Annotated in this window: 9 protein-coding genes; 6 read left to right on the top strand and 3 right to left on the bottom strand. The window is 65.7% G+C overall.

What is annotated here, in order from left to right:
• Positions 1 to 47: 47 nt before the first annotated feature.
• The 3 genes from cynS to VE092_RS09740 all read left to right on the top strand — a co-directional run bounded on the left by cynS (position 48) and on the right by VE092_RS09740 (position 2,333).
• Positions 48 to 491 (top strand): cyanase, encoded by a 444-nt coding sequence (gene cynS / locus VE092_RS09750; protein ID WP_006462740.1) that lies wholly within the window; start codon positions 48 to 50, stop codon positions 489 to 491.
• A 77-nt stretch (positions 492 to 568) separates the two neighbouring features.
• A complete protein-coding gene (locus VE092_RS09745; RefSeq protein ID WP_077236322.1) occupies positions 569 to 1,960 on the top strand; it encodes a TAXI family TRAP transporter solute-binding subunit in 1,392 nt (463 codons plus the stop codon).
• 142 nt (positions 1,961 to 2,102) lie between these two features.
• Positions 2,103 to 2,333, top strand: coding sequence for a hypothetical protein (locus tag VE092_RS09740; protein ID WP_102663367.1), 231 nt, complete (start codon positions 2,103 to 2,105; stop codon positions 2,331 to 2,333).
• Positions 2,334 to 2,391: 58 nt separating this feature from the next.
• Here VE092_RS09740 and VE092_RS09735 read toward each other — a convergent pair whose 3' ends face one another.
• Positions 2,392 to 3,543, bottom strand: coding sequence for an ABC transporter ATP-binding protein (locus VE092_RS09735; RefSeq protein ID WP_324876158.1), 1,152 nt, complete (start codon positions 3,541 to 3,543; stop codon positions 2,392 to 2,394).
• A gap of 109 nt (positions 3,544 to 3,652) precedes the next feature.
• Here VE092_RS09735 and VE092_RS09730 point away from each other — a divergent pair, with 109 nt between their 5' ends.
• Both VE092_RS09730 and gorA read left to right on the top strand, forming a co-directional pair.
• Positions 3,653 to 5,311, top strand: coding sequence for an iron ABC transporter permease (locus VE092_RS09730; protein ID WP_324876156.1), 1,659 nt, complete (start codon positions 3,653 to 3,655; stop codon positions 5,309 to 5,311).
• Positions 5,312 to 5,367: 56 nt separating this feature from the next.
• Positions 5,368 to 6,744 (top strand): glutathione-disulfide reductase, encoded by a 1,377-nt coding sequence (gene gorA / locus VE092_RS09725; protein WP_324876154.1) that lies wholly within the window; start codon positions 5,368 to 5,370, stop codon positions 6,742 to 6,744.
• Positions 6,745 to 6,827: 83 nt separating this feature from the next.
• Here the strand turns inward: gorA and VE092_RS09720 are convergent, their stop codons facing one another.
• The gene (locus VE092_RS09720; RefSeq protein WP_324876152.1) at positions 6,828 to 8,180 is read right to left on the bottom strand and encodes a phospholipase A; all 1,353 of its coding nucleotides are present in this window, start codon (positions 8,178 to 8,180) and stop codon (positions 6,828 to 6,830) included.
• A 386-nt stretch (positions 8,181 to 8,566) separates the two neighbouring features.
• Between VE092_RS09720 and VE092_RS09715 the strand changes: the two genes are divergently transcribed.
• Positions 8,567 to 10,654 (top strand): putative bifunctional diguanylate cyclase/phosphodiesterase, encoded by a 2,088-nt coding sequence (locus tag VE092_RS09715; RefSeq protein ID WP_324876150.1) that lies wholly within the window; start codon positions 8,567 to 8,569, stop codon positions 10,652 to 10,654.
• A 194-nt stretch (positions 10,655 to 10,848) separates the two neighbouring features.
• Here VE092_RS09715 and VE092_RS09710 read toward each other — a convergent pair whose 3' ends face one another.
• Entirely contained in the window at positions 10,849 to 12,267 is a 1,419-nt protein-coding gene (locus tag VE092_RS09710) for an FAD-binding oxidoreductase (RefSeq protein ID WP_324876148.1), read from the bottom strand.
• Positions 12,268 to 12,333 lie beyond the last annotated feature (66 nt).

The following is a 12,333-nucleotide window of genomic DNA, read 5'->3' as shown; positions in this document are numbered from 1 at the left end:
AGAGGTGTGTCGTCGATCTTCATCCCGTCCACCCAAAGGAGATAGCCATGGACCGCAACCAAGTCACCCAGAAGATCGTCACCGCCAAGGTCAGCAAGAAGATGACCTGGGCCCAGATCGCCGAGCGCATCGGCCAGAGCAAGGAGTGGACCACCGCTGCCATGCTGGGCCAGATGACCCTGACCGCCAAGCAGGCCGCCACCGCCCAGGAGCTGTTCGAACTCACCGATGAAGAAACCCTGTGGCTGCAGATCGTGCCCTACAAGGGTTCGCTGCCGACCCCGGTGCCGACCGATCCGCTGATCTACCGCTGGTACGAGATCGTCAGCGTCTATGGCAGCACCATCAAGGAACTGATCCACGAAGAATTCGGCGATGGCATCATGAGCGCCATCGATTTCAAGATGGATATCCAGCGCCAGGCCGATCCCAATGGGGACCGCGTGAACGTGATGCTGTCGGGCAAGTTCCTGCCGTACAAGACCTACTGAGCGACTGACGCGGAGAGTCACATCGCGTTACAAGGCGGTGCAGCCCAAAGCGGGGCGGCGCGGCTAGAATAGCGCGCATGCTCAAAGACAAGAAACTCTCCGCCTACGCCCCGTCGGCGACCCGCATCCGGGCGCGCTTCGTGGCCATCTCCTGGCGCGACCTGGCCGTCAGCTTCGGTCCCATCATCCTGCTGATCCTGATCGGCGCCTGGCTGGTGATCTGGCTGATCCGCCCGGCGCCGCCGTCTTCGATCACGATCGCTGCCGGTCCCAAGGACAGCAATTTCTGGCGCGTGGCCGAACGCTACAAGGCCATCCTGGCGCGCGATGGCATCCGCCTCGATATCGTCGAGACCGGGGGCTCGCTGGACAACCTGAAACGCCTGGCCGATCCCGACCAGAGCCTGGACGTCGGCTTCGTGCAGGGCGGCCTGGCCGGTGCGGTACCGGCCGAGGCGCTGGCGCCGCTGGTGTCGCTTGGCAGCATTTCCTATGTGCCGGTGTCGGTGTACTACCGCACGCCGCCGCCACGTGAGGACGGCAAGCCGGTGCCGCCGCTGCGCCAGTTGTCGGAGCTGGCCGGCAAGCGCATCGCCATCGGTGGTGCCGGGAGCGGCTCCAGCGTGCTGGCCGCGACCCTGCTCAAGGCCAACGGTGTGGAAGAGGGCGGCAGCACCCAGCTGTTGAACATCGGCGGCGATGAGGCGGCCCAGGCGCTGACCGGTGGCAAGATCGATGCGGCCTTCCTGATGGGCGATTCGGTATCGGTGGCGACCATGGGCAAGCTGCTGCGCGCCCCTGGCATCCGCCTGCTGGATTTCTCCCAGGCCGATGCCTATGTGCGGCGCTTCCGCTATCTCAATACCCTGAAGATGCCCATGGGCGTGTTCGACCTGGCGCGCAACCTGCCGGCCCGCGATACCCAGCTGATCGCACCCACGGCCGAACTGGTGGCGCGCGAGGACCTGCATCCGGCGCTGTCGGACCTGCTGATCGCGGCCGCCCGCGAAGTGCATGGCAAGGCCAACGTGATGCAGAAGGCGGGGGAGTTCCCGGCGCCGCTGGAGCATGAATATCCGATCAGCGACGATGCGGCGCGCTATTACAAGTCCGGCAAGACCTTCTTCTACCGCACCCTGCCGTTCTGGATGGCCAGCCTGGTGGACCGGGCGGTGGTGATCGTGCTGCCGGTGATCCTGCTGCTCATCCCGGGTATCCGCCTGGTGCCGATGCTCTATGGCTGGCGCGTGCGTTCGCGCATCTATCGCTGGTATGGCGAGCTGATCTCGCTGGAACGCGGCCTGTCCCGCGAATCGCCGGAAGACCAGGCCGAGATGCTCAGGCGCCTGGACGAGATCGAGATCGCGGTGAACCGGATGAAGATGCCGCTGGCCTTTGCCGACCAGTTCTATGTGCTGCGGGAACACATCGGCTTCGTGCGGGCGCGCCTGGCGGCCGGTGTGGCTTAGGCGCCACGGCGGGAAATGCAGGATGGGCCGGCTGTTGTATGCTCGCCATGATGCATACAGTACTGTATAAAAAATACTGTGTATTCATACAGTACTTGTGCTAAAGTGAAGCCTCCAATCGACAAGAAGAGGAATCGCTGCCATGACACACTTTGATCTTGCTTCCGACGCTCGCTTCGCTGTTGCATCTTCCAGCCCGTCTTCGCTGGCGATCCGCCTGGGTCGTCGCGAAATCTTCATCTGCCGTGACACCTATGTGCGCCGTTATCGCGTCAATCCGGTGATCGAGTGCAGCGCCGGCATCGAGCCCGGCCATGTGGAAATCCTGCTGCTGCGCCGCTGGCTGGTGGTGCTGTCGAAGGCGCGCGCCTGATGCGGCGCGCCCTCGACTGGCTGGTGGTGGATGCGCTGGGCCGGGCGGCCTGCGTGGATCAGCGTGTGACCACTCCAGCACTGGCGGTGCCGGCCTCTGCGGCCGCCGCCAACGACGACTCCATGCTGGGGAAGGTCACCAGATGCGTGACGTCCAGCCTGATGCCTATCCACTCGCCCACCGCGTGATCGTGGTGGGAGGGGACCAGCGACAGCAGTTGCTGCCCGTTCTCCAGCGCCAGCGTGTAGAGAAATTCCGCTCCCCTGAATGATTTGCGAACGACTCTTGCCTTGAAGGGTGAGGCGTCGTCATGCATCACGTCGTCAGCCCGCAGCAGCACGTCCACCTGCGCATTTGCCGGCTGGGGCCGATCGTGCAAGGGCGTGCCGCGCAACAGGCCGGCTGCGGTCTGCACTTCGATTTCTCCCTCGCTCCCGTCCCGGCCGGAGGCCGTGGCAGATGTCTGCATCAGTGTTCCCTGCAGCAGCACGCCGTGGCCGATGAAATCGGCCGCGAAGCGGGTGGCCGGGCGGTGGTAGAGGGCGTAGGGGCTATCCCACTGTTCCAGGCGGCCTTGCCGCATCACGCCCACTACGTCGGCCACGGCAAAGGCTTCCATCTGGTCGTGCGTGACCATCAGGGCGGTGGTGCCGGTGCGCTTGAGGATGTCGCGCACGTCGTGCGCCAGACGTTCACGCAATTCCACATCCAGGCTGGAAAACGGTTCGTCCAGCAACAGCAGGCGTGGCTGCGGCGCCAGCGCCCGCGCCAGGGCGATACGCTGCTGCTGGCCGCCGGAAAGCTGGTGCGGGAACTTGCCGCCCGACCCCGACAGACCGACCAGCTCCAGCATGGCCGTGACCACCTGTTCGCGCTGGCCGCGTGCCATGCCACGCAGGCCGAAGCCGATGTTGGCTGCCACATCCAGATGCGGGAACAACGCGAAATCCTGGAACACCATGCCGATGCGGCGCTCCTCGGCCGCCACCCGGATGCCATCGCCTTCCAGCAAGGTCCCGGCCAGCCGGATGCGGCCGGCCTGTGCCGGCTCCAGCCCGGCCACGGCGCGCAGCAGGCTGGTCTTGCCGCTGCCGGAGGGACCGATCAGCGCACCCAGCTCGCCCGGCTGCAGGCGCAGCGAGACGTCGTCGACGGCGGCGGAGGGAGTGCGGGGATAGCGGATGCTGAGGTGCTCGACTTCCAGAAACATGGAGATGCCCGGTGAAATGGTTACAATTCGCGATTGCCTGAGGGTGTGCAGTGTAGCGCAAGCCCTCGCGTCTTCCACCTGGCTAGTCCATTTTCACCGTTTCCTTGTTATGCATATCATCGGTTTGCTTGCTGTGCTGATCGCCTTGCCGCTGTTGGGCATCCTCGCCGCCTGGTTGGGCCTGGACGCGGCGGGCGTGGACAGCCTGCGCCAGCAGATGCAGACCGTCCTGCCCGGTTACCTTGCCACCTCCGGCTGGCTGGCGCTGATGGTGCCGCTGGGCGTGGTGCTGGTGGGCGGTGCGGCGGCGGTGACGGTGAGCCTGTTCGAATTTCCCGGACGGCGCTGGCTGTCCTGGGCCTTGCTGCTGCCCATGGCAATGCCGGCCTATGTCTCGGCCTATGCCTATACCGATTTCCTGCAATACGCCGGGCAGGTGCAGAGCACGCTGCGCGGCTGGTTCCCCGGCTGGCGCATGGATGTGCGCGGTCTGCCGGGGGCGATCTGCATGTTCGTCTTCACGCTCTATCCCTATGCCTATCTGCTGGCGCGCAATGCGCTGTCCGAACGCGGCAACCACCTGATGGAGGCAGCCCGCATGCTGGGTACGCCACTGGCCGAGCGCATCGTGCGCGTGGCGCTGCCGCTGGCGCGTCCGGCACTGGCGGCCGGGGCCGCTCTGGCGCTGATGGAGACGCTGGCGGACTACGGCGTGTCGGCCTATTTCGGCCTGACCACCTTTACTACCGGCATCTATAAGGCCTGGGTGGTGCTGGACGACCGCATCGCGGCGGCCCAGTACGCTTCGCTGTTGCTGCTGTTCGTGGCGGTGCTGCTGTGGCTGGAACGCCGCGAGCAGGGCCGCATGCGATTTGCCGTCACCCGTGGCGCACGCAGCGCCGATGCCGCTGACAGCGCCGAGGGTACCCGCCCGCACCTGACGCGCGGACCGACGGTGCTGGCCTGGCTGGTGTGCGGCTTGCCGGTGGTGGCGGGGTTCCTGCTGCCGGTGGGCATCCTGCTGCATCTGTGGTGGGGTGAGGTGAATCATGAAGCCGGCGTGGCCTTCGACCTGGCTCGTTATGCCCGCTGGGTGTGGAACAGTTTCCGCTTCGGCGGCATGGCGGCGCTGGCGGCCATCGTGCTGGCGCTGGCCCTGTGCTTTGCGCTGCGTGCCGGTGGCCTGCCGCGCCTGCAGGGGGCGATGTTGCGCCTGACGGCGCGGCTGGCCGGCATGGGTTATGCGATTCCCGGATCGGTGATCGCGGTGGGCATCCTGCTGCCGGTGGCCTGGCTGCAGGCGCGCTGGCCGGCGGCCGGTCTGGGTGTGCTGCTCACGGCCAGCTCCCTGGGCGTGATCTATGCGTATCTGGTACGCTTCACGGCGGTTGCGGTGCAGTCGGTGGAGTCCGGCTATACCCGCATCCCGGCCAGTCTCGATGAAGCCGCGCGCACCCTGGGCAGTTCGCGCAGGGCCATTGCCTGGCGCCTGCACATGCCCTTGCTGTGGCGTTCGCTGGCGGTGGCGGCCCTGATGGTGTTCGTCGATGTGGTCAAGGAATTGCCGGCGACCCTGCTGTTGCGTCCCTTCGATACCGATACCCTGGCCGTGATTGCGCACAACCTGGCGCGCGACGAACGCCTGGGTGAAGCGGCACTGCCGGCGCTGTCCATCGTGCTGGTTGGGCTGGCGCCGGTGCTGCTGGTGATGCGGGCGCTGGACGGCCGGCGCCGGGCGCCCTTGCAAAGCGGCAGTACGCCCGCATAACGATGTGACGAACAAGGACGCGGCCAGGGGGGCGGCGTCCATGCAATGGAGAAACCATGAGCCAATACGATTACGACCTCTTCACCATCGGCGGCGGGTCCGGTGGCGTGCGCGCCGCGCGCTTCGCCGGCCAGACCGGCGCCCGCGTGGGCCTGGCGGAGAAGGGCGACCTGGGGGGCACCTGTGTCAACGTGGGCTGCATTCCGAAGAAGCTGATGTCCTACAGTGCGCATTACCACGAGGACTTCGCCGACGCCGCCGGCTATGGCTGGACCCTCAACGGCAAGCCCAGCTTCGACTGGTCGGCCCTGATCGCCAACAAGGACCGCGAGATCGCCCACCTCAACGACATCTACCAGCGTCTGCTGGACGGGGCCAACGTCAAGCTGCATCGCGGCTTTGCCACGGTGGAGGATGCGCATACGGTCAACGTCGATGGCCAGCGCTTCACCGCCCGCCACATCCTGATCGCCACCGGTGGCCATCCGGACAAGCCGCAGATTCCGGGGAGCGAACTGGGGATCACCTCGGATGATTTCTTCCACCTCAAGGGCCTGCCCAAGCGCGCGGTGGTGCTGGGGGGCGGCTATATTGCAGTGGAACTGGCCTCCATCCTCAACGGCCTGGGCAGCGAGGTGACCCTGGTCTATCGCCGCGAGCGCCTGTTGCGCAACATGGATGCCGACCTCGGCGTGCACCTGGCCGACGAGATGGCAAAGAAGGGGATTCGCCTGGTGTTCAATGCCAGCATCGATGCCATCGAAGCCGGGGATGCCGCAGGAGCCACGGAGGACAGCGTCAAGCAGGTACGCCTGACCAATGGCGAGACCCTGCAGGCCGAGTGCGTGCTGTTCGCCACCGGCCGCACGCCCAATACGGGCCGGCTGGGGCTGGAGAAGGTCGGTGTCGCGCTGGAGAAGAACGGCGCCATCCCGGTCAACGACAACTTCGAGAGCAGCGTGCCTTCCATCCTGGCCGTGGGCGATGTCATCGACCGCGTGGCGCTCACCCCGGTGGCGCTGGCCGAGGCCATGGTGGTGGTGGCGCGCCTGTTCGGAAAGGGCGAGCGCAGCATGTCCTACCGCAACATCCCCACCGCCGTCTTCAGCCATCCCAACATCGGCACCGTGGGCATGAGCGAGGAGGAGGCCAGGAAGGAAGTGGGCGCGGTGAAGATCTTCAAGACCGATTTCAAGCCGCTCAAGAACACGCTTTCGCGCAATACTGAACGAACCTTCATGAAGCTGGTGGTCGATGCCGCCACTGACCGGGTGCTGGGCGTGCACATGGTCGGCGGCGACGCCGGCGAAGTGATCCAGGGTTTCGCCGTGGCCCTGCAGTGTGGTGCCACCAAGGCGCAGTTCGATACCACCATCGGCATCCATCCGACCTCGGCCGAGGAATTCGTCACCATGCGCACACCCGTGGCCTGACAAGCCGTCAAGGTCCGCTGCAACAATGAACAACGGGGATGCATGGCATCCCCGTTGTGCTTTTGCAGTTCGGTCAGCAGTGCTTAACGCCACAAGGCGTAGCCGATGCGCAGTTGCGGGCTGTCCTTCTGGTTGTAGGTCAGCAGGCTTTCCCCGTAGCCGGAGAAATAGCTGGCCATCAGATAGCCGGCGGTACCCGGCAGCAGGCGCGAGAGCGGATAGGAAATCTGCGTCTCGGCGCTGTACTTGCCGCCCAGCTTGCCCTTGCGCAGCATGGTCGCCACTTCCACGCCGTCCGGTTTGCCGTAGGCCAGTTTCAGGTCCAGGTGGCCACGGTAGTCGGCGATGTCCGGATTGTCGCGGGTTGGACCAAGGTAGGCGTAGACCTTGGGCGCGACCCTGAAGTGATAGTCGTTGAGGTTGCCGAAGTTGAAGGTCGGTTCGATGAAATAGGTATTGATGCTGCGCGATTCGGGGCCGTCGCGACCATTGGACTCGTGTTCCAGCCCGGTGGCGATGCCGATGCGGCTGAACACGCGGTTCTGGATGCCCAGGTCCGGCAGGTAGTAGTACAGACTGGGGCGATAGCTGGTATCGCGGAAGGGCGCGGAAGGCGCCGACAGGTCCCACAGCGAGAACTGGGTATAGCCCAGGTAGAGATTGTCCAGCAGGCTGCGCGAGCGCGGATCGTCCGGCACGAACAGGCGGAACTTGAAGCTGAGCTGGAAGCGCGCATTGGTATCGCCGTGGTTATGCCCGACCGTGAAGTACATCGGCTCGTTGAAGGACAGGCGGCGATTGTTGGAGAGGATATCTTCGGCCGCCGGCGCGCTGTCGATGGGCGAGGCATTGGTGCCGGGCGTGAGCACCGTGGCCGAGGGCGCCACCGGGGCCACCTTGCTGCTGGAGTCGGCCAGCGGGGTGTTGATCAGGTCGGGCGACTCCGGCAACGGCCCCAGCCCGGCATCGGGACGTACCACCGCCACCAGCACCGGCGAGGCGTCGATGCCGATCGGTTCGATGCGCACCATGCCGCGCAGCCGCTCCGGCAGCACACCGCGATAATGCACCTTGCGGAACTCGCCCTGGCGCAGCGTGAGCCGGTCCGCGCCGTCGACCCGCTGCAGGGTGATCTGCTGGGGCGGGATCATGTCGGCCGAGGCCGCCACCAGCAGGGTGGGCGGCAGGCTGTAGCTGCGCTCGGCCTGCTCGTCCTCGGACACCAGCAGGGTCAGTTCCAGGGGCTTGCTGGCATCGATGCGCTTGGGTGGCTGCACCATGGAGATGCCTGCCTGGGCCGGGCTGCTCCAGAGCAGCGGTGCGCCGATGCCACACCACGCCAGGGCAATCAGGCGGGAAGCGCGTTTCCAGCGTGGGCAGCGTGGGGGCAGGCAGTTTTTCCGATGGCGCGGACGGGTTTGGGGTAAGCTCAGCATGATGTCCTTGTTGTCAATTTGTTGTGTTTTGTTGTCATTTTGCATGTTGTCGTGCTGCGCGGCCAGTTCGGGGAAAGCGCGTCCACGACGGCCGGCGGTCGGGCTGGCATCGCGGCTGGCCTACCGGCCAGCATGCGCACCGCAGTGAGAACAGATCGGCTGCGCCGGATAAAGTTGCCGATTGCGCTGCCCGCGCTGCTCCGAGGGGAGGCAGAAGCCGCGGAAGGGACGGCGGGTGGTGCATAAACATATCAGGATGACAACGGGTATTTCCTGATTGTGGGACAATACCGCGCCTTCTAAGCTAGGTACACGGGCATCCGGCTTGACGATGCCTCCCTCGATGTTTCGCCCTAATGCTCTCCTGATACGCTGCACCCCTCGCCATGCTCATCGCCACCTACGACAAGTTGCTGGTTGTCGTCTCACTGCTGGTCGCCATCCTCGCCTCCTATACGGCGCTGGACATGGCCGAGCGTATCAATACGACCAGCAGCCAGCATTCCCGCGCCGCGCGCTTCTGGCTCAGCGGCGGCGCCGTCGCCATGGGCGTGGGGATCTGGTCCATGCACTTCATCGGCATGCTGGCCTTCCGCCTGCCGATCGCCCTGGGCTACGACGCCTGGATCACGGTGCTGTCGCTGCTGATCGCCATCGCCACCTCGGGCTATGCCCTGTGGATCGTCACCCGTCCGCAACTGCCGTTGCGGCGCCTGTTCGGCAGTGCCCTGCTGATGGGCAGCGGCATCGCCGGCATGCACTATACCGGGATGGCGGCCATGCGCATGCAGCCCGGCATCGATTATGAGCTGCCACTGTTCCTGGTCTCGATACTGATTGCGATAGCCGCTTCGGCGGCGGCCCTGTGGATCGCCTTCAGCCTGCGCAGGAATACCCCGCACGTGCAGGCGGCGCGCGCCGGCGCCTCGGTGGTGATGGGGGTGGCCATCGTCGGCATGCACTACACCGGCATGGCCGCAGCCAGCTTCCCCATCGGCTCGGTCTGCATGTCGGCGCGCGAAGGCGTGGGCATCGGCTGGCTGGCCATCCTGATCATCGTGGTCACGCTGGCGGTGCTGACCATCGCCTTGCTGACCTCGGTGCTGGATGCGCGGCTGGAGTCGCGCACCGCCAAGCTGGCCCGGTCGCTGGCCGAGGCGAATGAAGAACTGACCCAGATGGTGCTGCACGATCACCTCACCAAGCTGCCCAACCGCACCCTGCTGGAAGACCGCCTGACCCAGTCGATCAACAAGGCAGCCCGCAGCAATGGTCATTTTGCGCTGATGTTCATGGACCTGGACGGCTTCAAGGCCATCAACGATTCGTTGGGCCATCATGTGGGCGACCGCCTGCTGGTGGAAGTGGCGCGCCGCCTGACGACCACCACCCGCGCCCACGATACGGTGGCGCGGCTGGGCGGCGATGAATTCGTGATCCTGGTCGACCTGGCCCGGCCCGATGACGCCATGCCGGTGGCCGAGAAGCTGGTGGAGGCGGTCAACCAGCCGTTCCGGGTGGGCGAGCATGAATTGCGGGTTTCGGCCAGCATCGGTATCGCCATCTACCCGGAAGACGGCAGCACCCGTCACGACCTGGTGATCAATGCCGATGCCGCGATGTACCATACCAAGCGCGCCGGTCGCAATGGCTACAACTTCTTCGAACCATCGATGAATGCCAACGCCCATCACCAGCTGCAGTGGCTGCAGGACCTGCGGGCGGCGCTGGAGCGCAAGCAGTTCCGGCTGGTCTACCAGCCCAAGTTCAGCCTGCCCGATGGCCCGGTTCTGGGCGCCGAGGCGCTACTGCGCTGGCAGCATCCCGAGCGCGGACTGGTGGGACCGGACGAATTCATCGGCCTGGCCGAGCGCTCCGGCCTGATCATCCCCATCGGCGCCTGGGTGCTGGACGAAGCCTGCCGCCAGATGCATGAATGGCTGACGCTGGGCTATACCGACTGGAAGATCGCGGTCAACCTGTCGGCGGTGCAATTCGCCGACCCGCATCTGGTGGAGGTAGTGCGCTCGGCCCTGGAGCGCCACCAGCTGCCACCGCCCTGCCTGACGCTGGAGGTGACCGAATCGACCGCCATGCACGATACCGAAGCCAGCCTGGAGACCTTGCAGAAGATCGCCGACCTGGGGGTGGAGATTGCCATCGACGACTTCGGGACCGGCTATTCCAGCCTGCTGTATCTCAAGCGCCTGCCGGCCAATGAATTGAAGATCGACCGCGGTTTCGTACGCGATCTGAGCGACGGCACCGAGGACGCCGCCATCGTCTCGGCCATCGTGGCCCTGGGGCGTACGCTGAACCTGCGCATCGTGGCCGAGGGTGTGGAGACCGAGCGTCAGCAGCAATTTCTCACGGCGGTGGGCTGCGACGCCCTGCAGGGTTATCTGATGGGACGGCCGATGGCGCCCGACCTGTTCCTGCAGACCATGCGCGAGCAACACAAGAGCGCGGCCTGATCCTGGAAATTGGCCGTCCCATCACCTGCTATTCCGCGAATTGCCTGACAGCGCTTGATGTGAAGATCACGACATGGAGAAACGCGGGAAGGACGGCGTTTCAGGCAGGCTCCTGAGGGGGAGGTTGGGGCGGACGGCTCGTGATGGCGTCCGTCCCTTTTTGTTGCCGGCCCGTATGGCGCGGGTCCCGCCGGCTACAGCACCTTGCCCGGATTCATCAGCTGTTGCGGGTCCAGGGCCTGCTTGATTGCGCGCATGAGCCGCAATTCCACCGGCGACTTGTAGCGCAGGATTTCCTCGCGCTTGAGCGCACCCAGTCCGTGCTCGGCCGAGATCGAGCCACCGAAGCGGTCCACGCTGTCATGCACCACCAGGTTGATGGCCGACTGCTGGCCGAGGAATGCGCTATCGGCAACGCCCACCGGCGGCGAGACGTTGTAGTGCAGGTTGCCGTCGCCCAGGTGGCCGAAGGTCACCATGCGGCAGCCCGGCGCGGCCTGCTGCACCAGCACGTCGGTGGTGGCGATGAAGTCGGCGATGCGCGAGATCGGCACCGAGATGTCGTGCTTGATGTTCTTGCCTTCGTGCGCCTGCGCCATGGAGATGCTTTCACGCAATTGCCACAGTGCCCGCGATTGCGCCAGTGAGGCAGCGATCACGGCATCGTTGGCCAGGGCCTGTTCCAGGGCCTCGCCGATGACGCTTTCGAAGAGGGCGCGGGCGTGCTCTTCCGATTCGCTGTCCGACAGTTCCAGCAGGACGTAGTGCGCATGCCGCTGGGCGAAGGGCAGGCGCTGCTCGGGGAAGTGCTTGCAGACCAGCTGCAGGCAGAAATCCGACATCAGCTCGAAGCCGGTCAGTGCCGACGCACAGCGCGACTGCGCCAGTTGCAGCAGCTGCAGGGCCTGGGCCGGGGTATCCAGCGCCACCAGTGCCGTCACCTGCGCAAGCGGTTGCGGGAAGAGCTTGACCACGGCGGCGGTGATGATGCCCAGCGTACCTTCGGCACCGATGAAGAGGTCGCGCAGGTCGTAGCCGGTATTGTCCTTGCGCAAGCCCTTCAGGCTGCTCATCACCTCGCCCCCGGCGGTGACCACTTCCAGACCCAGGCACAGTTCGCGGGTATTGCCATAGCGCAGCACGCCGGTGCCGCCGGCATTGGTGGAGAGGTTGCCGCCGATGGTGCAACTGCCCTCGGCTGCCAGCGACAACGGAAACAGTCGCCCCACGGCAGCAGCCTGCTCCTGCAGATGCTGCAGCACGCAGCCGGCTTCCACGGTCATCGTATTGTTGATCGGGTCGACGGCGCGGATGCGGTTCAGGCGCCGCAGCGACAGCACCACGGCATTGCCCTGCTGGTCCGGCACACTGCCTAGCACCAGGCCGGTATTGCCGCCCTGCGGCACCAGCGGCACGGCGTATTGCGCACACAGGGCGACGATGGCCGCCACTTCGTTGGTATCGGCCGGCCGCAACACGGCCAGCGCGCGGCCGGTATAGCGACCGCGCTGGTCGGTCAGGTAGCCACCGGTGTCGGTGGCCTCGGTGAGGACATGGGAAGCGCCGATGGCAGTGCGGCAGGCGGCGAGGAATTCGGTGGTGGTGGCGGTCATGGCAGGCGGCGGCGCGCCACCGTCGGGTGGCGCGTGATCAGGCGAGGGTGGGCGGGGCGCTTGGTG

The sequence above is a fragment of the Herbaspirillum sp. genome, assembly GCF_035644555.1.
GTDB lineage: Bacteria > Pseudomonadota > Gammaproteobacteria > Burkholderiales > Burkholderiaceae_D > Herbaspirillum.
This window is presented reverse-complemented; position numbering and strand designations above follow the sequence as displayed.

Excerpts from the sequence above, each read along its gene's own strand:
- cynS (WP_006462740.1), top strand. The coding sequence starts at position 48 with ATGGACCGCAACCAAGTCACCCAGAAGATCGTCACCGCCAAGGTCAGC.
- VE092_RS09745 (WP_077236322.1), top strand. The coding sequence starts at position 569 with ATGCTCAAAGACAAGAAACTCTCCGCCTACGCCCCGTCGGCGACCCGC.
- VE092_RS09740 (WP_102663367.1), top strand. The coding sequence starts at position 2,103 with ATGACACACTTTGATCTTGCTTCCGACGCTCGCTTCGCTGTTGCATCT.
- VE092_RS09735 (WP_324876158.1), bottom strand. The coding sequence starts at position 3,543 with ATGTTTCTGGAAGTCGAGCACCTCAGCATCCGCTATCCCCGCACTCCC.
- VE092_RS09730 (WP_324876156.1), top strand. The coding sequence starts at position 3,653 with ATGCATATCATCGGTTTGCTTGCTGTGCTGATCGCCTTGCCGCTGTTG.
- gorA (WP_324876154.1), top strand. The coding sequence starts at position 5,368 with ATGAGCCAATACGATTACGACCTCTTCACCATCGGCGGCGGGTCCGGT.
- VE092_RS09720 (WP_324876152.1), bottom strand. The coding sequence starts at position 8,180 with ATGCTGAGCTTACCCCAAACCCGTCCGCGCCATCGGAAAAACTGCCTG.
- VE092_RS09715 (WP_324876150.1), top strand. The coding sequence starts at position 8,567 with ATGCTCATCGCCACCTACGACAAGTTGCTGGTTGTCGTCTCACTGCTG.
- VE092_RS09710 (WP_324876148.1), bottom strand. The coding sequence starts at position 12,267 with ATGACCGCCACCACCACCGAATTCCTCGCCGCCTGCCGCACTGCCATC.